The sequence below is a fragment of the Janthinobacterium sp. BJB301 genome, assembly GCF_002735685.1.
In the GTDB taxonomy this organism is placed as follows: Bacteria; Pseudomonadota; Gammaproteobacteria; order Burkholderiales; family Burkholderiaceae_D; genus Janthinobacterium; species Janthinobacterium lividum.
Genome location: NZ_PDZJ01000002.1, coordinates 960,539 through 983,063, shown reverse-complemented (window position 1 = coordinate 983,063; position 22,525 = coordinate 960,539). Strand labels below are relative to the sequence as shown.

The following is a 22,525-nucleotide window of genomic DNA, read 5'->3' as shown; positions in this document are numbered from 1 at the left end:
TGAAGGGGAGACGCCATGCCAGCCTCACTGCAGATCAAAGTATGGAGCGTGCTTGTGTATGTCGTCGTGACGGCTGTGCTTGCCATCTGGCTGCACCCTTCCGCCTTGCTCGCTGCCGGCGCATTCGGCTGAGCGCATGCGCCGGCAAGCAGATCAATGCGTGACGCGGGTCTTGCGGCCATCGGACAGCAGGCGCACGCGCTCGCCCGGGCGGAACAATTCGTCGGCATCTTGCACGATGGCGCGCATGTCGCCATTGTCCAGGCGCACGGTGATTTCCAGGCCGGGTTTGTTCGAGGCATTCGCTTCGATGCTCTTGCCGGCCATGCCGCCCGCGACAGCGCCGAGGATGCTGGCCGCGATGGCGCCCTTGCCGCCACCGACGGTCGAGCCAGCCACGCCGCCCAGCGCCGCGCCGGCCAGCACGCCCGTGCCCGTTTCACCCTTGTCGATGGTTACCTGGCGCACGGATTCAACCGTACCCATGCGAACCGATTGTTCATTCTGCGCCTGGCGCGCATTGTAGACATTTGCCGAGTTCGGTTGTACGGCGCAGCCGGCCAGGGTGGCGAGCAATGCCACTGCAATAATTGGTGCTTTCATATGGGACTCCCTTGGACAAAAGTTGGTTGCCGATTGCGTCGACCGGCAGATGATGCCTTATCATAAGGACACTTGCCTCAGATAACTAGTTGCGAATAGTAAAAATCTGTTACCGGCCCAGCGTAACCAGATGACTACATGAGCACTTGCCGCTCAATACGCCAGCCGCAGGCGCCGGTACAAAAAACCCAGCACGAACAGCGGCCCCACCAGTAAAAAGCGCAAGTCGTCCAGAAACGACGGTTTCTTGCCTTCGATCTGGTGGCCGATGAACTGGCCTATCCAGGCCAGCACGAACAGCGCCAGCGACACGGGCAGGATGGTCAGCGCCGGCATGAGCAGCAGCAGGCCCAGCATGGCGGCCAGCATCGCCAGCATGCCCGCAGCAAATGGACGTGACAGCTTGTAATAATAGTATAAGGCCAGAATACTGCCGAGCAGCGCCACGCTGGGATGTATGCTCCACAGCAGCCCCAGCAGGCTGAAAACGATCAGCGGCACGCACACGATGTGCACCCATTCATTGACATGGTTGCGGTGGCTTTCGCCATACTGGGCCAGCAGGGTGTCGATGGTGCGCATGGGCGGTCTCTTGTATAGGGATGGTTGTCCGGGAATTCTACACCGTCGCGTGGCCGGGTAAAATGGCCCTTCATTTCCCCTTCCGGACCGCTCAATTGAATAGCCCAGCCTTCTTGCCAGACGTGGCCGCCGACCCGCGCAAGCGCTGTTTCGATCCCGTCGTCGACGCCGATACGCGCTTGCTGATACTGGGCAGCCTGCCCGGAGAAAAATCGCTGGCGCACAGCCAATACTATGCGCATCCGCAAAACAAGTTCTGGAGGTTGCTGGGCGAGGTGCTGGGCGTGGATCTGACCAGCCTGCCCTATGAGGCGCGGTTGAGTACCTTATTGGCGCACGGCGTGGGCCTGTGGGACGTGGTGGCGCAGGCGCAGCGCACGGGCAGCCTGGACAGCAATATCCGCGCCCGCGACGACAACGACCTGGTGGCCCTGGCTGCCAGCCTGCCGCAATTGGACACGATCGCCTTCAACGGCGGCACTGCCGCCAAGCTGGGCATCAAGGTGCTGGGCGAGCACGCGCAGCGCTACCGCATCGTCAGCTTGCCGTCGAGCAGCCCCGCCTACACCTTGGCGTATGCGCAGAAATTGCAGGCGTGGCTGGCTTTGCGCCGGTGAGATGGCATGTCAGGCGGCAAGCCTGTGCATGAGGCGCTGCGCCTGTTCCTGCCGGTACTGGCGCAGCCAGAACCAGGCGATGCAGATCAAACCCAGCAGGGATGGTACCAGCTGCGTCCAGGGCTGGCCCATGCGCAGCAGGTTGCCCGCGGCGGCCGAAAGCATGGCGAACAGCGAGGCGAGCAGCTTGTAGATATGTTCATAGCGCCACAACATGCCATGCCAGCGGCGGGGAAAGAGCCAGCGCGCGCTGTCGTAGACGAGGATGGTGGCCAGGCTGCCCAGCGAGGACAGCACGACGATGGCTTGCTGTCCGGAAGCATCTTGCTGCAGGCGCAAGAGGATCATCCCGCCCGCCGCCAGCGCGGCTGCCGTCATCGCGCCATCGACGGCTTGCGGACCGGCATCGCGCGTGTACACGGCGCGCCAGCCGCTCAGCAGCTGGTACAGCACCAGCACCGTCAGCACGGCAAAGACGGGGCGATAGTCAAACAGCAGATTGCCGATGGCGGCCGTGGCGCAGACCAGCAAGGTCAGCCACGCGAACAGCCTGCCGCGGCGACGGTGCTGCGGCGTGCCCTTGGCCGTGGCCAGCAGGAACAGGCCCAGGCCGATGGCGGCGCTGCCGGCCAGCACATGGGTGACAATATTGATCAGTTGCGGCTGGGGCATGCGCATCTCCGGAAGGTGCGCCAGGCTGGCGCGCGCTCGCGGAGATAGTATCTTGATAATTGCCGCCTGCCAAGATGGCAGGCGACGGGGGAGGCGACGGGACTTATGCCGGCGCGTATGGCTGCGCTTCCAGCGGCTGTCCCTTGGCGTCGAATTTCAGCGCCACGGACAAGCGGGTCACGCCGATGGTGGCCAGCGCATCGCAGATGTCGTCGACTTCGTCCTGCAGGTCGGCGGCCAGGTCCAGCGGCTTGTCGGCGCTGTGCAGCAGCTCGCCGCCCTCCGTGCTGACATTGACGCGCAACAGCATTTCACCGTGTTCATCGGCCGGGCCGACGACCACCGAGACGTCGCCGGCATCGACGTTGTTTTCCGCCAATGCATGGTTGATGCCGGACATCATCTGCAGCATCGCATACTCGCTCATGCCTTGTTCCTTGCCGCCGTGGAACAGATCCTGATAGAGGAAACTCACTTCCAGGGCGTTGCTGGCCGGCGCCAGGCAGCGTTTCACCAGATCACCCACTTCCGTCGTCCACTGCTGGTAGCGGGCCATGCGCGCGTCGAACCAGGCGTCGAGCGCCGCTTCGTCCTTCGGTTCCGCATAGAACGGGTCGTCCACGCGTTTCAAGGCAAAGCCCAGCAGGAAGCGCAGTTCGACGGCCGTGTCCTGCGGGCCGAAGGCCGTTTCGCTCCAGCCGACGATGCTGCTTTCCAGGCCCGGCGTGGCGACGATCTTCTTGTCTGTCATCGACGCGTAGGCGTCGCGCACCATCTCGTGCAAATGGCTATAGGTGATGCGGTCGATTTCATCGAGGTCGTAGGCATGGCTCATCAAGACCACCTTGGCCTTGGCGCTTTCCAGTTCTGCCTGTTGGAAACTTTTCACCAGCGCTTCGAAAGCGTCCTGGTCCTGGAAGCTGTCCGCTTCCTTCAACCCGCCCGTGCTTTGCACCAGCAGGGGCACGACGAAGGCGTTGATTTCCATGGCCGGGGCATTCTCGCGGCGGATCACGGAAATGGACGCCGCTTCCTCGATATGGCTGCGCAAATACTGGTAGGCGCCCACGTCTTCGTACTTGGCGCGCTCGATGGCGTCATACAGGATTTCATCCTTCTTTTGATTCAAGGCCTTGCGGATCAGGCGGCCGAACTCGACGGCTTGCTCGGCCAGCACCGTGCCTTGCGATTCGCTGTCTTCCTGCTCCGCCAGGTTCAGGGCCATCGTGCACAGCATGCGCGTGACGGACTCGTCCTTGTCTTCAGGCGTGTTGGCGGATTTACGGGGGACAGGGCGCTTATTTTTGGGCATGGCGATCAACAGGTTAAGAAATACGGGTCAGGCAAACGGAAACGGGCGCCAGGGCTATGCCAGGCGCCGGGACGGATCATACAGGCGGCCGCGGCCGCCCGATACATCAATGGTCGGTATCGAACATCTCGTGCAGTTCGTCGAGCAGGTCGGCAGCTTCTTCCTGCGACAGGCCGAGATGCTGGCAGGCAAGTTCTCCGCCCTTGTCCCACTCCAGCGAGGTACTGTTGCCATGGTAGCGCTGAATGCCCTTTTCGGCCAGCAGCGACAGGGCGACGAGCGAGCGGATGGCATCGTCCGTGGACGGGTCGGCCAGCACCGTGTAGTCGTGGTGGTGCAGGATGGCCCACGAGACGTCCGAGGACAGGCCCCAGTTGCGTGCCAGCAAGCAGCCGATGGCCGCGTGGTTGGTCTGGTGGCGCGCGTCTTCCAGGGTCGTAAAACAATTGTGCGCATCGTTGGCCGCCGCCGCGTAGGTGTTCACGTAGTCGGGGAAGCGGTTCATCAGCAGGGGCACGCCGATATCGCAGAACAGACCGAAGGTATGGGCGATGTCGGGCGGGGCGATGCGCAGCTTGCGCGAGGTAAATACCAGCGCGCGCGCGCGCTTGGCCGACACATCCCAGAAGTTGGTCAGTTCCACGCCTTCCGCTTCCAGCGCCTGGCGTGCCAGCAAGCCCGTCATCATGGCGCTGCACTGGTTGATGCCGAGAAAGTTGATACCTTGCTCGACGGACTTGGCCTTGCGCGCGGCGCCATAGAAGGGCGAGTTGGCCAGTTTCAGCAGGGCGCCGGACATGCCGACATCGTCGGCGATGATGCGCGCGATGCGGCGCGGCGACGGGTCTTGCTCCGCCAGTTCGCGCTGCAAGTCGACCAGCAGGCTGGGACGCGGCGGGATGCGGATGGAACGCATCAAGGCGTCAACCGGATCTTCCTGCTCTACCTGCTTTTGCGCTGCCGCTCTCATCATCACGCTTTCATCATCATTTTTGTGCCCGGTGCTTATTCTGTCGCGCGCTGCCGCTGCCCGCTTCATGAGCGTCTGGCGCAGTGCCCGACGATTATCGCTGTTTATGCATGGCAATAGTTCATATCTGCAATATATTGTCGCAAAAATTCCCGTTTTGGCCTGGACTCACCGCCATTTTCGTCATTTTACGACGCTGCCCATCCTGATATTCATGATGAAAAGATCAAGTTGTATTTGTTTTCAAGGTGGGGCAAGGCGTGCGGCGGGATGTGCGGCAGTACAATTGCCGGATGAAAAAAATCCTTGCGGGTATCGATTTTGCGGACGATTCCAGCAGCGTGGCGCGCCAGCTGATCGGCGTGACCGTGCTGGTCGACGGCGTCGGCGGGCGTATCGTGGAAACGGAAGCGTATGACCGGCTGGACCCCGCTTCGCACACGTATGGCGGCATGACGCCGCGCAATGCGGCCATGTTCGGCCCGCCCGCGCACGCCTATGTCTACCGCTCGTACGGCATCCACTGGTGCCTGAATTTCGTGTGCCGCGAAGCGGGGCATGGGGCGGGCGTGCTGATACGCGCGATTGAACCCGTGGCGGGACTCGATGCCATGCGCGAGCGGCGCGGCGTCGAGGATGCGCGGCTGTTGTGCTCGGGGCCGGGCAAGGTGTGCCAGGCGCTCGGCGTGAGCCATCTGCATAACCGGCTGGCGCTCGATGCCCCGCCGTTCATGCTGCTGGCCCGCGAAGAAGAGGTGACGGTGCAGGCGGGCTCGCGCATCGGCATTTCCAAGGCGATGGAGACGCCGTGGCGTTTCGTGCTGGTCGGTTCGCCCTACTTGAGTAAGCCAATGCGCGCGCCTGCCATCTAGCTGCGCTGGCGCCGCGATGCATCCTTGGCGGTACGTAGGCCGGGCATGCCGCGTAGCGGGCTATGCAGTGCGCGCCGCTCCTGTTGCGCACTGGCCGGTTGCCGGAACGCTTCTTCTTCGGCATGGCCGCTCGGCGCGGCCGAGCGCTCGTCCAGGGTGAACACGGCCACGGCCGCCGACAATTTGACGGCCTGGTCCTGCAAACTGGCCGCCGCCGCTGCCGCCTGCTCCACCAGGGCCGCATTTTGCTGGGTGACGTCATCCATTTGCGCGACGGCCTGATTCACTTCCGTGATGCCAGAAGCCTGCTCGGCGCTGGCCTGTTTCACGCGCTGGATGATCTCGTTGACTTGCTGCACCGAGGCCACGATGGCGTCCATGCTGTCGCCCGCCTGCTGCACGGCTACACTGCCGCCATCGATGGTAGTGACCGAGGTGGCGATCAGGGTCTTGATTTCCTTGGCCGCCTGGGCCGAGCGCTGCGCCAGGGTGCGCACTTCGGACGCCACCACGGCAAAGCCGCGGCCTTGCTCTCCCGCGCGCGCGGCCTCTACCGCCGCATTCAGCGCGAGGATATTGGTCTGGAAGGAAATACCATCGATCACGCCGATAATGTCCACGATCTGGCGCGAATTGGAGCGTATTGTCGCCATCGTCGTCACGGCTTGCTGCATCGACGCGCCCCCTTGCACGGCCAGGGTCGATGCTTGCCCCGCCAGCTCGCAGGCCAGTTGGGCGTTGTCGGCGTTGTCATTCACGGCTTGCGTCAGCGTTTCCATGGCGCTCGACGTTTCTTCCAGCGAACTGGCCTGCATTTCCGTGCGCGCCGACAGATCCAGGTTGCCGGTGGCAATTTCGCGCGAGGCCGTGTCGATCGATTGCACGGCACCCATGATGGTGCGCAAGGTCTGGTTCAGGTGGGCGATGGTCTGGTCCAGCACGCGCGACGTGGCGGCGATTTCGTCATTGCCTTGCTTGGGCGCGCCGGCCATCAGCTTGCCCGCCGCCAGGTCTTGCACGGCGTCGGCAATGCCGCGGATTTCCACCAGCATGGCGCGCCGTACCAGCATGGTCACCACGATGGAGACGAGGATCGACAGCAGCACCGTCAACAGCAGGCTCCAGCCCAAGGTGCGGAACTCGGCGCTGGCCGTCGCATGGGCCTGGCTGCTGAGCGTCGTTTCCAGCGCGGACAGTTGTGTCAGCTGCGTATTGAACTGGACGAATTGGGTTTCCGCCTTGAGCATGGAATTGGTGGCGATCGACTGGTCCATCTGCGCCATTTCCATGGTTTCCAGCACCGCCTTGCGATAGCCGGCCAGGGCCGTGATGGCCGCATCGACCAGGGTGCGTTCGGCGCCCGTGGCCGTGGCGCGCAGCGTGGCCAGCTGGGTGCCGATGGCCGCATGGCGCGCCTTGATCTGTTGCTCCAGCGTATCGAGGCGGGCCTTGGCGAAGCTGCCATTCGTCCACGACAGCAACTGGTACATATTGCCGTGCACATGCCTGGCCTCGCCTAGTACGTCGGCGGCCGCCTTCAAATGCGTGATGCGTACCCGTACCATGTTTTCCAGTGAGGCATTTTGCCGCACCATGCCATACCAGGCGCCGGTCGAGCTGAGTATCAGCAGCAGCAGGACCAGGGTGGGCGCCAGCAATAATTTTGGTCCGATGCGTAATCGATTGAGCATGCTTGACTCCTGGCTATGGCTGTTCCAACCGCAGGCGGCGCGCGGCGTTCGTGCGCGCCGCCCTTGCCCTATTTCTTGTAGATCCCCGCTTCCAGCACCACGTCGTTGACGCGCAGGATGTACGTGGTCTTCGGTTCGATCTTGCCGCTGGTTGGGTTCTTGTACTGGTAATCGACCCAGCCCTTGCCCTGCTTTTGCGCCAGCTCGATGATTTCACGGCGATATTTCTTGCCATTCGCGTCAGGCACATCCGTCAAATCCTTGCCCACGATGGAAGGATTGATGGGGTGGGCCAGCACGATGCCCGTCTTGATGTCGCGCATGTCCACATACAGCGAGCCCTGCACGAAGTCCGGGTCTTTCGCCGTGATTTTCTTCATCATTTCTTCCTTGCCATGCGCCTTCATGAAGGCGGCGCCCCGTTCTGCCATGGCGATGGCGTCTTTTTCCGTTGGTTCAACCGCGGCATTGACGCTGCCGCCGGCAAATGCCAGGCACAGCAGGCTACCCGTGAATAAGCGTTTCATGAAAGCTCCTTGTGGTATCGAGGGATGTGTTGCCAAGTCGTAATTTACGTCGCCGGCGGTTCCATCAAATTGCGATGGAACAAACTACGGTGTTGCTTGTAGGCAGCATGCAACGTATCGACCTCATGTTGATATGTAGCAATTTGGTTCCAAGCAGCAAGAACTATGATGACTTTCACAGCATGCCGAGTTGGCCGGGCATGGGGGAGGAAGAAGCTGGAATTGGCCGATATGGGGCTGGTTTCATGAAAGTTATCGCTATTTACAGGCAAGGAGCAGATCGTGTCCGCACCCATTACCGAGCCGTTTTCACCCAAGTTCAAGCCGTATACGCGGCACACCATTCAACAGGCGCGGCAGTGGGAATGGCTGCCGGAAGAGCAGCGCGAAGCCGTGCAAGTGGTGTCGCACGTCTTGCCATTTCGCACCAATGCCTATGTGCTCGATCAGTTGATCGACTGGAACAACATCCCGGACGACCCCATCTACCGCCTCGTCTTCCCGCACCGCGACATGCTGCCGCCCGAGCAGTACGCGCACTTGCGCGAGCTGGTGCTGGTGCAGCGCGACAAGGCGGCCATCGACGCCTATGTGCATGGTTTGCGCCTGGGCATGAATCCCCATCCAGCCGGCCAGATGACGCACAACGTGCCCCGGGTCAACGATGCGCCCGTGCGCGGCTTGCAGCATAAATATGCGCAAACGGTGCTGTTTTTTCCCAGCGCGGGACAGACCTGCCACGCGTATTGCACCTTCTGCTTCCGCTGGCCCCAGTTCGTCGGCATGGACGACATGAAGTTCGATGCGCGCGAGTCGCATGAGCTGGCCGCCTACCTGCAACTGCATACGGAAGTGACGGACGTGCTGATCACGGGCGGCGACCCGATGATTATGAATACGCGGCAACTGGCCGCCTACCTGGAGCCGCTGCTGGCGCCGGGCCTGGAACACATCCAGAACATTCGCATCGGCACCAAGGCGGTGGCGTATTGGCCGCAGCGCTTTGTCTCGGACCGCGATGCGGATGACTTGATGCGCCTGTTCGAGCGCATCGTCAAGGCGGGCAAGAACCTGGCCGTGATGGGCCATTACAGCCATGCCGTCGAGTTACGCCAGGACATCGCCCAGCAAGCCGTGAAACGCATCGTTTCCACGGGTGCCACCTTGCGCATGCAGGGGCCGCTGATCCGCCACATCAATGAAGATCCGGCAAGCTGGGCCGAGTTGTGGCAGACGGGCACGCGCCTGGGGGCAATTCCGTATTACATGTTTGTCGAACGGGACACGGGCCCGCGCGGCTATTTCGAGTTGCCCCTGGCGAAGGCGCACGAGATTTTCCAGGCCGCCTACCAGATGGTGTCCGGCCTGTCGCGCACGGTGCGCGGGCCTTCCATGAGCGCCTTCCCCGGCAAGATCGTCATCGACGGCATCGTCACCATTCATGGCGAAAAACTGTTTGCCCTGCAATTTTTGCAGGCGCGCAACCCGGACTGGGTGCGCCGGCCGTTTTATGCCAAGTTCGATGCGGAAGCGACGTGGATGGACGATTTGAAGCCAGCCTTTGGCCAGGAGAAATTCTTCTTCGAAACGGATGAACCCGTGCCGCACGTGCCGCATAAAATCATCCGCCTGGCACAGGCCGCCTGAGCATGCACGGCGCCGGCGGCTCTTCCCGTTCCGGCGTAGCCGTGTTTTGCCTCGTATTCCTGCCGTTCGCGCTCGGGCATTACCTGTCGTGTCTGTTGCGCGGCGTCAACGCCGTGCTGACGGCGGAATTACTGGGCGCCATCGCCCTGACGCCAGCCCAGCTGGGCCTGCTGACCAGCGCCTTTTTTCTCGCCTTTGCTCTGGTGCAATTGCCAGTTGGCATGGCGCTCGACCGCTACGGCCCCCGCACGGTGCAACTGTGGCTGCTGGCGCTGGCCGCCCTGGGCGTGTGGCTGTTCAGCCGGGGCCACAGCTTTACCGAACTGATGTGGGCGCGCGCCCTGATGGGGGCGGGCCTGGGCGGCTGTTTCATGGCGGCCGTGAAGGCGATCTCGTGCGCCATCGCGCCATCGCGTCTGCCTTCCGTGCATGGCTACCTGATCGCCGTGGGTGGCCTGGGCGCGGCCACGGCTACCATGCCCGTCAAGCTGGCCCTGCACTACACGGACTGGCGCGGCGTGTTCCTGGGCCTGGCGCTGGCGGCGCTGGCCATCGGCTTGCTGATCCGCCTGCTGTCGCCGGCCATGCCCCTGCCTGCCGCGGCCATGAACAAGGTCAGCGTGTGGAGTGTCTACCGTGACCGGGCCTTTCGCCGCACCATCGCGCTGATCCTGTTGCCGCACACGGTGTTCTTTGGCGTGCAAGGCCTGTGGGTGGGGCGCTGGCTGGCCGACGTGGGCGGCATGTCCGATGACAGCGTGGCATATCTGTTGTACCTGGGCATGGCGGCCGTCATCTTCGGCGCCATCGGCATGGGCATGCTGACGGAATGGGCCGGGCGGCGCGGTATTGCACCCATGCAGGTGGCGGGCGTGGGCATCGTCCTGTTTGTCGCCGTGCAAGTGGCGATGGCATGCAATGTGCTGCCCAGCCTGCCTTTGCTATCCGTGCTGTTTACCTTGCTGGGCACGGTGACAGGGCTCGAGTATGCGATCGTCGCGCAAAGCATGCCGGCCAGCTTGACGGGCAGGGCGGCCACTTGCCTCAATTTGCTCATTTTCACAGGTGCCTTCCTAGTGCAGGCGGGCTTTGGCTTGATCCTCGGCTGCTGGCCACTGAACAGCCAGCAGCAGTATCCGCCGCAGGCTTACCAGGCGGCGTTTGGCGTGTTGGCGGCCTTGCAACTGCCTGGACTTGCGATGTTTTTCATTCACCGCTGCAGGCGTGCCGGACCATCCGGTAAAATGGCAGCCTGCACAGCGGCAATGATCAACTCCAAGGAAGACTATGAAACTCGTTCGTTATGGACGTCCAGGCAAGGAAAAACCGGGCCTGATCGATGAAGAAGGCAAACTGCGCGACCTGTCCGGCGTGATTGCCGATATTGACGGCGCACAACTGTCCGACAAGGCACTGCGCAAGCTGGCCAAGCTGGACGAAAAGACGCTGCCCCTGGTGCGCGGCAATCCACGCTTCGGCGTGCCGCTGGCGAAAGTCGGCAAGTTCATCGGCATCGGCCTCAATTACGCGGATCACGCGGCCGAGTCCGGCATGGCTATCCCGGCCGAACCCATCGTCTTCATGAAGGCCATTACTTGCCTGAATGGTCCGGATGACAATGTCGTGCTGCCAAAAGGCTCGAAAAAGACGGACTGGGAAGTGGAGCTGGGCGTGATCATCGGCACGCGCGCGCAATACGTGAGCGAAGAGGATGCCCTGAAATACGTGGCCGGTTACTGCGTCGTCAACGACATTTCCGAGCGCTCATTCCAGCTGGAGCGGGGCGGCCAGTGGGACAAGGGCAAGGGCTGCGACACCTTCGGCCCCGTCGGCCCGTGGCTGGTGACGCGCGATGAAGTCATCGATGAGCAGGATCTGGACCTGTACCTGGAAGTCAATGGCAAGCGCATGCAGACTGGCAATACGCAAACCATGATCTTCACGGTGGCGCAGATCGTCAGCTACCTGTCGCAATTCATGACCCTGGAACCGGGCGACGTCATCGCCACGGGCACGCCGCCGGGCGTGGGCCAGGGCCGCAAGCCGCAGCGCTTCCTGAAGAAGGGCGACAGCATGCGCCTGGGTATCGCCGGCCTCGGCGAACAGCAACAGGACGTGGTCGCCTGGACTGCCTGATGGCCGGTAGCGATATCGACCGTTTGCCGCCGCTGCCGCTGAACCAGCTCGACGCCCAGCAGCGCGCGGCCGCGCAAGCCATCATCGATGGTCCGCGCGGCGCCCTGTACGGCCCTTTCGTGCCGCTGATCCGCAGCCCCGAGCTGATGGAAACGGCGCAGCGCATGGGCGAGTATTTGCGCTACCGCAGCGCCATCGGCACGCGGCTGTCGGAACTGGCGATCCTGGTGACGGCGCGCCAGTGGGACCAGCAAGTCGAATGGGCCATCCACGCGCCGCTGGCCGTGCAGAACGGCATCGCGCAAGCGGCCGTGGACGCCATTGCCGCGCGGCGCATGCCGCTTGCCCTGAAAGAAGATGAGCAAGCCGTGCACGATTTTTGCATCGAGTTGCAGCAGAACAAGCGCGTCAGCGATGCCACGTATGCGCGGGCGCTGGCGCTGTTTGGCGAGCATGGCGTGGTCGACTTGATGGGTATCAATGGCTACTACACCTTCCTGGCCATGGTGATGAATGGCGCGCAGACGGCCGTGCCGGCATTGGGCGTGCCGCCCATGCCCGTCTGACGAGAGGAGTTTTTCTGGCAAAGATGGACAAAGTGTAATGAAGTTGCAATTATTCAATATATAATTTTACTTCCCTTCCATTGCCAACAAGCTCAATGAAAACTCGTCCGTGCTTCACCCTGATGGGCCGCGCCTTCCTGGCGCTGGCCCTTTCTTTTTGTCCCTTGATGACGGTGCGTGCGCTTGCCGCCGAGGCGGCCGCCAGCGCCAGCGCTTCCGCCCTGGAAAATTCCGTCGTCAAGGTGTTTTCCACCCTGCGCGGGCCCGATCCGTATAAACCGTGGAGCAAGGCGGCGCCGCAAGAAGTGACGGGCTCCGGCGTCGTCATCGAAGGCCGCCGCATCCTCACCAATGCGCATGTGGTCGGCTATGCCAGCCAGGTGCAGATCCAGGCGAATGGCGCGGGCGACAAGATCCCGGCGACCGTGCTGGCCATCTCGCGCGGCATGGACCTGGCCTTGCTGAAAATCGATGACGACAGTTTTTTCGCCAGCCACAAAGCGGTGCCGCGCGCCAATGTCTTGCCGGACGTGCGCGATGCCGTGCTGGCGTATGGCTATCCGACGGGCGGCACGTCCTTGTCGATCACCAAGGGCATCGTCTCGCGCATCGAATTCGTGCGCTACAACTTTCCTGTCTCCGGCCTGCGCATCCAGATCGATGCGGCCATCAACCCGGGCAATAGCGGCGGCCCCGTGATTGCCGGCGACAAGATGATCGGCCTGGCCTTTGCCGGCATGCTCAATGCGCAAAACATCGGCTACATCATCCCCAACGAGGAAATCGAGCTGTTCCTGCGCGACCAGGACAGTGGCGCGCCCAAGGGCAAGCCGGCCATGCGTGACGTGACGCAAACGCTGGAAAATCCGGCGCTGCGCACCTACCTGAAACTGGCCAAGGGCGTCGAGGGCGCCGTCGTGATGTCGCCGGCCAGCAAGGATGCCGCCTATCCGCTCAAGGAGTGGGATGTCATCACGCATATCGGCGATTTTCCCATCGATAACCAGGGCATGGTCAAGCTGAATGCCAACAGCCGCGTGCGTTTCCAGTACCGGGTGCAGCAGCTGGCGAAAGATGGCGAACTGCCGTTGACGGTGGTGCGCCAGGGCGCGCCCCTGAAAATCAAGGTGCCCGTCTCTGCCGCGCACCCGATGCTCATCGCCGGCCTGCAGGGCAATTACCCATCCTATTTCATCTTCGGCCCCATGGTGTTTTCGCGCGCCACCACGGAATTCATGGCGGCGCCGAATGGCAACCCAACGATTTTGGGCGGCATGGCGTTTGCCGGCAATCCGCTGGCCACGCGGCGCGGCGATGCGCCCGACAGCGAGCGCGAAGAGCTGGTGGTGATCGCCGCGCCGTTCTTCCCGCACAAGCTGATGAATGGCTACAGTACCCGTTTCTTCTCGGTCGTCGATTCCGTCAATGGCGTGCGCGTGCGCAGCCTGGCGCACCTGGTGGCCTTGCTGCGCGACCAGACGGATGAGTTGCTGACGTTCCGTTTCCAGCAGCGCGATGCGGAATTGGTTGTCGTGCCCCGCAAGGACATGCTGGCAGCGACGGAATCGATACTGACGGACAACGGCATCCGCTCGGAAGCCTCGCCCGACATGCTGAAAATCTGGAATGAAAAAACGCCGGCGAACTGATCGTTCCCGGCGTTTGGCAAGACAACAGGCGCGGCGCATACCGCGCCTGTTTGGTTTTATGCCAGCACTTTTTTCAGCCACGCGCCGATGGCGTCGATCTCTTCCTGGCACAGCGAGTGCTGCATCATGTACTCGTGCCATTCCACCTTGTAACCCATGCCGGTCAGCAAGTCGCGCGACTGCTGCGCGCGGGCGATCGGCACCACGGGGTCGGCCGTGCCGTGCGCCATGAAGATCGGCGTCTGCAGGCTCGCCGGCGTACGTTCGGCCGCCGTCTTGTCGGCCAGCGGCAGGTAGCCGGACAGGCACATCAGGCCGGCCAGCGGTTCCGCGTGGCGCAAGCCCGTTTGCAAGGTCATGGCGCAGCCTTGCGAGAAGCCGGCCAGGATGATGCGGCTGGCGGGAATGCCGCGCGCCTTTTCGCGCGCGATCAGCGCTTCGACCTGTGCCTGCGAGGCGCGCAAGCCGCCCTCATCTTCGCGGCGCACGAGGTCGCTCACGAGGATGTCGTACCAGGCGCGCATCACATAGCCGTTGTTGACGGTGACGGGCATGGTGCCGGCGCTGGGGAAGATGAAGCGGATGGCGGGGCAGCCGCGCAAATCGAGTTCCTTCACCAGGGGTACGAAGTCGTTGCCGTCAGCGCCCAGGCCATGCATCCAGATGATGGAGACGGTGGGATTCGGTGCGCTGTCGAGTTCTATGGTTTCCAGCAAGGTGCTCATGTTTTTTCCTCAGGTAAAGGTTGCGCCGGACGCAGCGCCGATTTGGGACGGAAGGCCTTGCAGATGGCCGGGTCGGTTTCCATGTAGGGGCCGCCGATGAGGTCGATGCAATACGGCACGGCGGCAAAGATACCGTTGACCAGTTGCACGCCGTCGGCATCCTTCAAGCCTTCCAGGGTTTCCTTGATGGCTTTCGGCTGGCCCGGCAAGTTCATGATCAGGGCGGCACGCTCTGGCGTCTCGCGGATCACGGCCACCTGGCGCGACAGGATCGCCGTCGGCACGAATTGCAGGCTGATCTGGCGCATCTGTTCGCCGAAACCGGGCATTTCCTTGGTTCCGACGCTGAGCGTGGCGTCCGGCGTCACATCGCGGCGCGCCGGGCCCGTGCCGCCCGTCGTCAGGATCAGATGGCAGTGGCTCAGGTCGACCATGTCGATCAGGGTGTTTTCAATCTGCGAGCGCTCGTCCGGGATCAGCCGTTTTTCCAGGCGGAATGGCGTGCGGATGGCGGCGGACAGCCAGCTTTCCAGGGCCGGGATGCCCAGGTCTTCATACACGCCGCCGCTGGCGCGGTCCGAGATCGACACGAGGCCGATAATCAATTCGTCTTCTATCGTGGTCATGGGGCACCTGTCTATGTCGTAAAAAAACCGGGCTGATCCCGGTTTTTGTCAACCCAAGCCCTGGAGCTGGGGTTTATTCGTCTTCTTCTTGCTCAACGTCATCTTCATCGGCATCTTTCTTGCCGCTGTTGTTCTTCTTGGCGATCTCTTTCAAGATCTGGAAGATTTCACGGTAAGCTTTTGGTGGCTTGTTCTCGGCCTGCTCCTTGCGGGCATTGCGGATCAGGGTGCGCAGGTGCTGCACGTCCAGTTCCGGGTTTTCCGACAGCAAGACGGTCAATGCCTTGTCATCCGTCAAGAGTTTGTCGCGGCGGCGCTCCATCGCGTGCATATTGGCCGTGTCGGCTTTCGACAAGCCTTTCCAGCTATCGATGGTGCGTTGGATGGCGGCAACTTCTTCCTCATCCAGGGTACGCATCTTCTTGCCCACGTATTGCAGCTGGCGGCGGCGGCCTTCGTGGTCCTTGATTTGCTGGCATTCGAGAATGGCGTCGCGCACGTCTTCCGGCATCGGGACGCGCTTGACGCGGTCACGTGCCTCATTGACGAGTTCTTCGCCCAGCTTTTGCAGGACGGTCATCTGGCGCTTGAGTTCCGACTTCGAAGGACGTTCATATTCCTGTTCGAATTCGGTCGATTGGAAGCCGCAAGCTCCCCGGTTTGGATTTGGCATGATAAGGCGGGATTGGCCGCGTAGGCCGCACCTGTAAACTGTAAACGACTGCTATGATAACCTTTTTAGCGGCTTTCCGAAGAAAACAGCGCATGAACGACTCCGTATTTACCCATAGTCAAGAGCAATTGCAGCAACTAGCCCGTGATGTGTTGTCTTTTGCGCGGGAAGCGGGCGGCACCGACGCTGCCGTCGAAGTCAGCGAAGGCGGTGGCCTGTCCGTTTCTGTCCGAAAAGGCAAGATCGAAACGATCGAGCAAAACAAGGACAAGGGCATGGGCGTGACCGTGTTTGTGGGCAAGAAGCGCGGCAATGCCAGCACCTCCGATTTCTCGCCGTCCGCCCTGCGCGCCACGGTGGACGCCGCCTACAACATCGCCCGCTTCACGGCCGAGGACGATTGCGCGGGACTGGCCGACGCCGACATGCTGGAAATGGCGCCCCGCGATTTGCAACTGTTCTATCCCTGGCTCATTTCCGCCGAGGAAGCCGTCGTGCTGGCCCAGCGGGCCGAAGCGGCCGCGTTTGCCGTCGATCCGCGCATCACGAACAGCGAAGGCGCCGGTGTGCACGTGCAGCAATCGCACTTTGTGTCCGCCAATTCGCGCGGCTTCATCGGCGGCTACCCGTTTTCGCGCCACACCCTGTCCGTGGCGCCCATCGCCGGCAAGGGCGCCAAGATGCAGCGCGACGACTGGTATTCGTCCGTGCGCGATGCCTCCAAGATGTCGAGCCCGGAAGCCATCGGCCGCTACGCCGCCGAGCGCGCCCTGTCGCGCCTGAACGCGCGCAAGCTGGGCACGCGCACCTGTCCCGTGCTGTTCGAGGCGCCGCTGGCGGCCGGTTTGCTCGGTACCTACGTGCAAGCGACCTCGGGCGGCGCCCTGTACCGCAAGTCCACTTTCCTGAACGATTCCCTGGGCACGCAAGTGCTGCCGTCGCACGTGCAGATCTTCGAAGACCCGCACGTGATCGGCGGCGTCGGTTCTGCCCCGTTCGATGAAGAGGGCGTGAAAACCGTCAGCCGCGACGTCGTCAAGGATGGCGTGGTGCAAGGCTATTTCCTGTCGACTTACACGGCCCGCAAGCTGGGCATGCAGACGACGGGCAACGCGGGCGGCTCGCACAATCTGTACCTGACCTCGAAGCAGACGGCAGCCAGCGACGATTTTAGTGCCATGCTGAAAAAGCTGGGCACGGGCTTGCTGGTGACGGAACTGATGGGACAAGGAACCAATTACGTGACGGGCGACTATTCGCGCGGCGCGGCCGGTTTCTGGGTGGAAAATGGCGTGATCCAGTATCCGGTGGAAGAAATCACCATCGCCGGCAACATGAAGGACATGCTGCGCAACATCGTGGCCGTGGGCGCGGACGCCTTGCGCCGCGGCACCAAGGAAACCGGCTCCATCCTCATCGAGAGCATGGTGGTGGCGGGCGGTTAAGCCCCGCCCTGACACACCCCGGCCGGCGGCATGCTTGCCGGCAGGCCGGGGGACTACCTTACCGTTCTACGTCGTTTTGACGTTGACGCACATCCACGCAATATTCGAGGCGTCCCAGGTGGCTTTCCAGTTAATTGCCGTCTGGTCCCTGCATGCTTGCTCGGATGCAAATTTGCTATCCTGGTAGCGCTGATAGACATAGCCGTCTTGCGGACGCCATACGGCGCCGTACCAATAGTTGTTGGCATCGACGGCGGTTCCCAATTGTTCCACCGGTTTATTCAGGACCGTGTTCTTGTAGTCGATCGCGACACTGCCGTCCTCGTTGTAAAGTCGGACCCATGCGGAATTATTCTGCGTGCCGGCCGCATCGACTGGAACGCACATCCGCGTCTTGGTCTTGGACATGCTGCCAGGCATGGTCAGGCAGAAATAGGGATTTGGCGAACCTGCCGCAACCGACCATTCCACATTGGTGGTCGTGGTGGCGCTGGGGTCGCAGTAATTCGCGTACTTCCCGGCTTTGAAACCTTCGACATACGCCGACGTTTGCACGCCCGAAAAATACGTGCCGGATGCATTGCTGAGAGCGGGCAATGCTTCGTGGCCCGTGACGGACATGCACGCTTTGTAGCCGGCATCGGCATAGCCGAGTGCCATGCCGATGGGCTGCATGTTTGCGTCCAGATGCAGTTTCCAGGTGTTCCGGTATAGCAGCTTGCCGCTGGCATTGCTGCGCAGCAGTGAAATGACTTTGACGGACGCCGCTTGTTGCGATACGCCATTGGTAATGAATGGTGCAGGCTGTCCCAATTCCTGGCTGACGATTAACGTCGCCGACCCCAGATAGCCATCATTGGAGGCCAGATTCGAGATGGTCAGGTCGCTGCCCAGGAATTTCTTTAATGCATCTGCGGCATTGATGGATGCCAGCACCGGTGTCGGTGGCACCACCGGTTTAGGATCCGGATTGCTGCCATTCCCGCCGCTACCTCCGCTACCGCCGCCGCCGCAAGCGGAGAGGGTGAGCAGGCTGACGAGCGCGCACAGTATGGTTTGTTTCTTCATCTTCACAACCTAATATAGCGACAAGCATGCGTGTCGTTGCGCGGTCGCATTATAGGGAGTGTTGATTGTAGGAAATCTATCGAATTGTCTCGTTGTTGCCCCCATTTCCCCTCTCGATGCCACCGCATGTTTCTCTCTGCGCGCAAATGCAAACTGGCGGTCAGGGGAATGCCAGTCGCCGCCGGCCGCCGGGGCAGTGTGCATGCGGCGGCTTGGTAGTAGTGATCAGCTCGTCATACGGATGAAATATTGCCTTCGTATGATGTCGCCATCTGACGTTATCTGCGCTATTTAGATGCTTTTAATGTAAGTAAGCCGAACTTCGTGATATTTCATGCAAGATGCGAGTCTTGCCGTGACGCGTTGTTGTTGATTCAACCTGCATAGTGACCCTCTCCATGACCTACTCCCGTACCCGCATCGCCCGCGCGGTGGCCCTGTTGTGTGCCATGAACGCCCTGTTCGCCCATCCGGCCCAAGCCCATGGCGCTGCGCCAGCTTCCGCAAGCGACGCCAGTGACACCCCGCAAGCCGTCATCGTCACGGGCACGCGCGGCAGCAACCGCACGCAGTTCGACACCATGGCGCCAGTGGATGTGTTCAACCGCGAAGATATCGGCGCCGTTGAATCGTCGGACTTGAACGATGTGCTGGCGCAACTTGTGCCTTCATATGTGGTGCAGCGTCTGCCGATGGCTGACGGGCAAGTGTTTGTGCGTCCCGCCACCCTGCGCGGCCTGTCGCCGGACCAGACCCTGGTGCTGGTCAATGGCAAGCGTTTCCACCGCAGCGCCTTGCTCGGCGCGCGCGGCGCGCAGGCACCGGACCTGGCGCAGATTCCCGTCTCCGCCATCAAGCGCATCGAGGTGCTGCGCGACGGCGCCTCTGCCCAGTACGGTTCCGATGCGATTGCCGGCGTGATCAACATCATTCTCGACGATACGCTCGGCACGGAGGTCTCCGTGCACCATTCGCAATATTCGGAAGGCGACGGCAAGGGCAATGAAGTAAACCTGAAGACGGGCTTTGCCTTTGGCGAGACGGGCAAGGCGACGATTTTCGGCGCGCTGGCCAAGTCCGACCCCACGTCGCGCACGCGCCAGCGGGCCGACGCCATCGCTTTCCAGAATGCGCATCCGGAACTGAAGGTGCCGAATCCGGTGCAGCGCTGGGGCCAGCCGGAACTCGACAGCAAGCGCATCGGCTTCAACGCCAGCATGGCCCTGTCCGACACGACAGAACTGTACGGTTTTGGCCTGTTCAGCCGCAGTGACGGCACCTCGGATTTCAACTGGCGCAACCCGGACACGAGCACGGGCGCGTATAAAACCAGCAGCCTGTTCCCTGGCTGGGACTTGCGCAGCATCTATCCGCTGGGCTTCAGCCCCAGCTATTCGAACGAGCAGGATGATGTACAGGTGGTGGCCGGCGTGCGCGGTCATTTCAACGACCGCTTCGGCTGGGACGTGAGCGCGTCCTGGGGGCGCAACCGCATCGATTACAAGCTGGCGAATTCCATCAACGCCTCGATGGGACCTGGCAGCCCGACATCGTTTTACCTGGGCCAGTTGTCGCAGGTGGAAAAGATTCTCAACGCCAACTTCAACTATGAATTGCCCGTGGCCTCCCTGCCGCAACCGGTCAACATCGCCTTCGGCGCGGAGGCGCGCAATGAAACCTATGGCGTGAAGGCGGGCGACGTGGCGTCCTGGACGGTGGGGCCGGGCGCGGCCATCGGCCTCGACGCGAATGCGAATGGCGCGCCAGGCTTCAGCGACCGCCAGGCGGGCAGCTGGGGCCAGGACAGCTATGCGGCCTATCTGGACGTGGAAGTGCCCGTCACGAAGGCCCTGAGCCTGGGCGGCGCGGCCCGCTATGAACATTTCTCGGAATTCGGCAGCACCGTCAACGGCAAGTTGTCGGCCCGCTATGCCTTGAGCGAAGACATGGCCTTGCGCGGTTCCTACTCGACGGGTTTCCGTGCGCCAACGCCGGGCCAGTCGAACACCAACAGCACGAATCAAGGCCTCGACACCAAGACCCTGCTGCTGTTTACCAGCGGCCGCCTGGCCAACAACGATCCGCTGGCCATCCTGCTGGGCGCCAAGGCATTGAAGCCGGAAAAATCGAAGAATCTGTCGCTGGGCTTTACGTGGAAGACGCCGGCGGGCTTCTCCGGTTCCGTCGACGTGTATGACATCAAGGTCAGCGACCGCTTCAGCACGTCCGCCGCGTTTGCCGTGCCGGCCGGCATGGCCAATCCGCTGCGCTACACCTCGGTCAGCTACTTCACGAACGACTTCGACACCACCACGCGCGGCATCGATATCGTCGGCAGCCACCTGAGCCGTATCGGCGACGGCAAGCTGAACCTGACCCTGGCCTACAACTACAACACGACGAAAGTCGACGACGGCAAGTCCAGCCTGGTGACGAATGCGACCCAGCGCCAGGTCTTCGAGGAGCGCTTGCCGCGCCAGAAAGCCACCATCAGCGGCAACTATGACCTGGGCAACTGGAATACCCTGGCCCGCGTGCGTTATTACGGCGCGTGGACGGACAATTCCGGCAACGCCACGGGCGATATCTTCCAGCGTTTTGGCGCCATGCAATTCCTCGACCTGGCGGCCAGCTACAAGATCAGCGACAAGCAGTCCGTGCGCGTGGGTATTGACAACGTGCTGGACAAGTATCCTGACGAAGCAACCTTCCAGGCCAGCCGCGGTCTGATCTATTCGCGCAATGCGCCGTACGACACGGACGGGCGTAATCTGTACGTCGAGTACAAAGTGAAATTCTAAGGGAGATGACGATGAATCCACAACGCCGCGCCCTGTTGCGCGCGGGTTCGCTGGCGGCAGCGCTGCCCATGGCGGCGGGCGCAGGATCGGCTGCGGCGGCATCTGCCGCCCTGCCTCCGTCCTTGCCATCGGTACCGGCCGGCACCACGCCGGAAGTCCTGGCCAGCAACCAGGCTTACTGGCAGGCCGTGGCCGCGCAGTACGACACGACCGATGCCATCGTGCAACTCGACAATGCTTTCTGGGGTTCGATGGCCAGGCCCGTGCTGCGCCACTACGAGCAGCAGCTGGCCATGGTCAACCGCGACAATGCCTGGTATGCGCGCATGCGCTTTCCAGCCGACTTCGAGGCGGCGCGCGCGGCGGTGGCCAGGGCGCTGGGCGTGGCCATCGATGAAATCGTGCTGACGCGGGGCGCCACGGAAGCGCTGCAAGTCCTGATCGCCGGCTATAACCGCTTGCGGCCGGGCGACACGGTGCTGTACGCGGACATCGATTACGACAATATGATCACCGTCACGCGCTGGCTGCAGCAGCGGCGCGGCGCCCAGGTCGTGTCGATTGCCATGCCGGAACCGTTTACGCATGATGGCGTCATCGCCGCCTATGTTGCTGCCATGGAACGGCATCCGACCTTGAAACTGATGCTGCTCACGCACGTCAATCACCGCAACGGCATGGTCTTGCCCGTGGCCGAGATCAGCCGCCTGGCACGCGCACGGGGCATCGACGTGATCGTCGATACGGCGCACGGCTTCGGACAGCTGGACATGACGATTCCTGACCTGCAGGCGGATTTTGCCGGCATCAACCTGCATAAATGGATAGGCGCGCCTGTTGGCGTGGGCGCTGCGTATATCAAGCGGGGCAGGGTGGTTGATATCGACGCATATATGGGAGAAAAGACGGGCGACGATATCCGCACGCGCGTGCACACGGGCACGGTCAATTTCGCCGCTTATCTGAGCTTGCCGGTGGCGCTGGACTTGCATGCGCAGGTCGGCGTGGCCAACAAGCAGGCGCGGCTGCGACTGCTGCGCAACCGCTGGGTGGAAGCGGCGCGCGCCATCGAAGGCATCGAGGTGCTGGCGTCAGCCGATCCGCGCCTGACGAGCGCCATCGCTTCGTTCCGCCTGAAGGGCAAGACGAGCGTGGCCGACAGCTATGCGCTGTCGAAAAAGCTGGTACAGGAACACGGCATCTTTGCCGTGCCGCGCGACGGCCTTGCCAGTGGCGCGTGCGTGCGCGTCACGCCGGGCATCTTTACGCCCGAGTCTCATCTGGACCGGCTGGTGGAAGCCTTGCGCAAGGTAGCCTAGGGCTGAGAGAAAAACGCGGCCCGC

General features: G+C 62.2%; 21 protein-coding genes. 10 read left to right on the top strand and 11 right to left on the bottom strand.

Annotated features, from left to right (window positions below):
• Positions 1–153: 153 nt before the first annotated feature.
• A complete protein-coding gene (locus CSQ91_RS17725) occupies positions 154–603 on the bottom strand; it encodes a glycine zipper 2TM domain-containing protein (protein ID WP_034780449.1) in 450 nt (149 codons plus the stop codon).
• Between the two features lie 153 nt (positions 604–756).
• Entirely contained in the window at positions 757–1,185 is a 429-nt protein-coding gene (locus CSQ91_RS17720) for an Mpo1 family 2-hydroxy fatty acid dioxygenase (RefSeq protein WP_034780447.1), read from the bottom strand.
• A 95-nt stretch (positions 1,186–1,280) separates the two neighbouring features.
• Here CSQ91_RS17720 and CSQ91_RS17715 point away from each other — a divergent pair, with 95 nt between their 5' ends.
• A complete protein-coding gene (locus CSQ91_RS17715) occupies positions 1,281–1,802 on the top strand; it encodes a DNA-deoxyinosine glycosylase (protein ID WP_052140011.1) in 522 nt (173 codons plus the stop codon).
• Between the two features lie 9 nt (positions 1,803–1,811).
• Here CSQ91_RS17715 and CSQ91_RS17710 read toward each other — a convergent pair whose 3' ends face one another.
• The 3 genes from CSQ91_RS17710 to CSQ91_RS17700 all read right to left on the bottom strand — a co-directional run bounded on the left by CSQ91_RS17710 (position 1,812) and on the right by CSQ91_RS17700 (position 4,759).
• Positions 1,812–2,474: a hypothetical protein gene (locus CSQ91_RS17710; protein WP_143451048.1), complete on the bottom strand. Its 663-nt coding sequence runs from the start codon at positions 2,472–2,474 to the stop codon at positions 1,812–1,814.
• Positions 2,475–2,577: 103 nt separating this feature from the next.
• Positions 2,578–3,786 carry a hypothetical protein gene (locus CSQ91_RS17705; RefSeq protein WP_099389310.1) on the bottom strand — a complete coding sequence of 403 codons (1,209 nt, stop codon included), beginning with the start codon at positions 3,784–3,786 and terminating at the stop codon, positions 2,578–2,580.
• A gap of 106 nt (positions 3,787–3,892) precedes the next feature.
• Complete coding sequence (locus CSQ91_RS17700; protein WP_034780441.1) at positions 3,893–4,759, bottom strand: HDOD domain-containing protein; 867 nt, start codon at positions 4,757–4,759, stop codon at positions 3,893–3,895.
• A 290-nt stretch (positions 4,760–5,049) separates the two neighbouring features.
• On the opposite strand from CSQ91_RS17700, the gene CSQ91_RS17695 reads away from it, so the two are divergent.
• Positions 5,050–5,628, top strand: a complete 579-nt coding sequence (locus CSQ91_RS17695) for a DNA-3-methyladenine glycosylase (protein ID WP_099389092.1) — start codon at positions 5,050–5,052, stop codon at positions 5,626–5,628.
• Here CSQ91_RS17695 and CSQ91_RS17690 read toward each other — a convergent pair.
• On the bottom strand, positions 5,625–7,319 hold the full coding sequence (locus tag CSQ91_RS17690; RefSeq protein WP_099389091.1) for a methyl-accepting chemotaxis protein: 1,695 nt from the start codon (positions 7,317–7,319) through the stop codon (positions 5,625–5,627). The two genes, CSQ91_RS17695 and CSQ91_RS17690, sit on opposite strands and share 4 nt — an antisense overlap.
• A 68-nt stretch (positions 7,320–7,387) precedes the next feature.
• Positions 7,388–7,846 carry a cache domain-containing protein gene (locus CSQ91_RS17685; protein WP_071075415.1) on the bottom strand — a complete coding sequence of 153 codons (459 nt, stop codon included), beginning with the start codon at positions 7,844–7,846 and terminating at the stop codon, positions 7,388–7,390.
• A 282-nt stretch (positions 7,847–8,128) separates the two neighbouring features.
• On the opposite strand from CSQ91_RS17685, the gene CSQ91_RS17680 reads away from it, so the two are divergent.
• From CSQ91_RS17680 to CSQ91_RS17660, 5 genes are all read left to right on the top strand, one after another.
• Complete coding sequence (locus tag CSQ91_RS17680) at positions 8,129–9,493, top strand: KamA family radical SAM protein (RefSeq protein WP_257217388.1); 1,365 nt, start codon at positions 8,129–8,131, stop codon at positions 9,491–9,493.
• Positions 9,494–9,495: 2 nt separating this feature from the next.
• A complete protein-coding gene (locus CSQ91_RS17675) occupies positions 9,496–10,836 on the top strand; it encodes an MFS transporter (protein WP_257217387.1) in 1,341 nt (446 codons plus the stop codon).
• Positions 10,781–11,629, top strand: a complete 849-nt coding sequence (locus CSQ91_RS17670; protein WP_034746323.1) for a fumarylacetoacetate hydrolase family protein — start codon at positions 10,781–10,783, stop codon at positions 11,627–11,629. The genes CSQ91_RS17675 and CSQ91_RS17670 overlap by 56 nt, the downstream gene beginning before the upstream one ends.
• Entirely contained in the window at positions 11,629–12,195 is a 567-nt protein-coding gene (locus tag CSQ91_RS17665) for a carboxymuconolactone decarboxylase family protein (RefSeq protein ID WP_099389089.1), read from the top strand. Before CSQ91_RS17670 ends, CSQ91_RS17665 begins: the two co-directional genes overlap by 1 nt.
• Before the next feature lie 95 nt (positions 12,196–12,290).
• Complete coding sequence (locus CSQ91_RS17660; RefSeq protein WP_257217386.1) at positions 12,291–13,844, top strand: S1C family serine protease; 1,554 nt, start codon at positions 12,291–12,293, stop codon at positions 13,842–13,844.
• Positions 13,845–13,900: 56 nt separating this feature from the next.
• Here the strand turns inward: CSQ91_RS17660 and CSQ91_RS17655 are convergent, their stop codons facing one another.
• From CSQ91_RS17655 to yjgA, 3 genes are all read right to left on the bottom strand, one after another.
• On the bottom strand, positions 13,901–14,569 hold the full coding sequence (locus CSQ91_RS17655; protein ID WP_099389087.1) for an alpha/beta hydrolase: 669 nt from the start codon (positions 14,567–14,569) through the stop codon (positions 13,901–13,903).
• Positions 14,566–15,195: a molybdopterin adenylyltransferase gene (gene mog, locus CSQ91_RS17650; protein WP_099389086.1), complete on the bottom strand. Its 630-nt coding sequence runs from the start codon at positions 15,193–15,195 to the stop codon at positions 14,566–14,568. The genes CSQ91_RS17655 and mog overlap by 4 nt, the downstream gene beginning before the upstream one ends.
• A 73-nt stretch (positions 15,196–15,268) precedes the next feature.
• Positions 15,269–15,868 (bottom strand): ribosome biogenesis factor YjgA, encoded by a 600-nt coding sequence (gene yjgA / locus CSQ91_RS17645; protein WP_070281632.1) that lies wholly within the window; start codon positions 15,866–15,868, stop codon positions 15,269–15,271.
• 92 nt (positions 15,869–15,960) lie between these two features.
• On the opposite strand from yjgA, the gene pmbA reads away from it, so the two are divergent.
• Complete coding sequence (gene pmbA / locus CSQ91_RS17640; protein WP_099389085.1) at positions 15,961–17,313, top strand: metalloprotease PmbA; 1,353 nt, start codon at positions 15,961–15,963, stop codon at positions 17,311–17,313.
• A gap of 66 nt (positions 17,314–17,379) precedes the next feature.
• Here the strand turns inward: pmbA and CSQ91_RS17635 are convergent, their stop codons facing one another.
• Positions 17,380–18,381 (bottom strand): hypothetical protein, encoded by a 1,002-nt coding sequence (locus CSQ91_RS17635; RefSeq protein ID WP_139144624.1) that lies wholly within the window; start codon positions 18,379–18,381, stop codon positions 17,380–17,382.
• A gap of 398 nt (positions 18,382–18,779) precedes the next feature.
• Here CSQ91_RS17635 and CSQ91_RS17630 point away from each other — a divergent pair, with 398 nt between their 5' ends.
• Entirely contained in the window at positions 18,780–21,182 is a 2,403-nt protein-coding gene (locus CSQ91_RS17630; RefSeq protein ID WP_218963758.1) for a TonB-dependent receptor plug domain-containing protein, read from the top strand.
• 11 nt (positions 21,183–21,193) lie between these two features.
• The gene (locus tag CSQ91_RS17625; RefSeq protein ID WP_099389307.1) at positions 21,194–22,501 is read left to right on the top strand and encodes an aminotransferase class V-fold PLP-dependent enzyme; all 1,308 of its coding nucleotides are present in this window, start codon (positions 21,194–21,196) and stop codon (positions 22,499–22,501) included.
• Positions 22,502–22,525 lie beyond the last annotated feature (24 nt).

Coding starts and splice junctions, on each gene's coding strand:
- CSQ91_RS17685 (WP_071075415.1), bottom strand. CDS start 7,846: ATGAAACGCTTATTCACGGGTAGCCTGCTGTGCCTGGCATTTGCCGGC.
- CSQ91_RS17710 (WP_143451048.1), bottom strand. CDS start 2,474: ATGCCCCAGCCGCAACTGATCAATATTGTCACCCATGTGCTGGCCGGC.
- CSQ91_RS17675 (WP_257217387.1), top strand. CDS start 9,496: ATGCACGGCGCCGGCGGCTCTTCCCGTTCCGGCGTAGCCGTGTTTTGC.
- CSQ91_RS17670 (WP_034746323.1), top strand. CDS start 10,781: ATGAAACTCGTTCGTTATGGACGTCCAGGCAAGGAAAAACCGGGCCTG.
- CSQ91_RS17655 (WP_099389087.1), bottom strand. CDS start 14,569: ATGAGCACCTTGCTGGAAACCATAGAACTCGACAGCGCACCGAATCCC.
- CSQ91_RS17720 (WP_034780447.1), bottom strand. CDS start 1,185: ATGCGCACCATCGACACCCTGCTGGCCCAGTATGGCGAAAGCCACCGC.
- pmbA (WP_099389085.1), top strand. CDS start 15,961: ATGAACGACTCCGTATTTACCCATAGTCAAGAGCAATTGCAGCAACTA.
- CSQ91_RS17725 (WP_034780449.1), bottom strand. CDS start 603: ATGAAAGCACCAATTATTGCAGTGGCATTGCTCGCCACCCTGGCCGGC.
- mog (WP_099389086.1), bottom strand. CDS start 15,195: ATGACCACGATAGAAGACGAATTGATTATCGGCCTCGTGTCGATCTCG.
- CSQ91_RS17630 (WP_218963758.1), top strand. CDS start 18,780: ATGACCTACTCCCGTACCCGCATCGCCCGCGCGGTGGCCCTGTTGTGT.
- CSQ91_RS17700 (WP_034780441.1), bottom strand. CDS start 4,759: ATGATGAGAGCGGCAGCGCAAAAGCAGGTAGAGCAGGAAGATCCGGTT.
- CSQ91_RS17665 (WP_099389089.1), top strand. CDS start 11,629: ATGGCCGGTAGCGATATCGACCGTTTGCCGCCGCTGCCGCTGAACCAG.
- CSQ91_RS17635 (WP_139144624.1), bottom strand. CDS start 18,381: ATGAAGAAACAAACCATACTGTGCGCGCTCGTCAGCCTGCTCACCCTC.
- CSQ91_RS17625 (WP_099389307.1), top strand. CDS start 21,194: ATGAATCCACAACGCCGCGCCCTGTTGCGCGCGGGTTCGCTGGCGGCA.
- CSQ91_RS17695 (WP_099389092.1), top strand. CDS start 5,050: ATGAAAAAAATCCTTGCGGGTATCGATTTTGCGGACGATTCCAGCAGC.
- CSQ91_RS17705 (WP_099389310.1), bottom strand. CDS start 3,786: ATGCCCAAAAATAAGCGCCCTGTCCCCCGTAAATCCGCCAACACGCCT.
- CSQ91_RS17690 (WP_099389091.1), bottom strand. CDS start 7,319: ATGCTCAATCGATTACGCATCGGACCAAAATTATTGCTGGCGCCCACC.
- yjgA (WP_070281632.1), bottom strand. CDS start 15,868: ATGCCAAATCCAAACCGGGGAGCTTGCGGCTTCCAATCGACCGAATTC.
- CSQ91_RS17660 (WP_257217386.1), top strand. CDS start 12,291: ATGAAAACTCGTCCGTGCTTCACCCTGATGGGCCGCGCCTTCCTGGCG.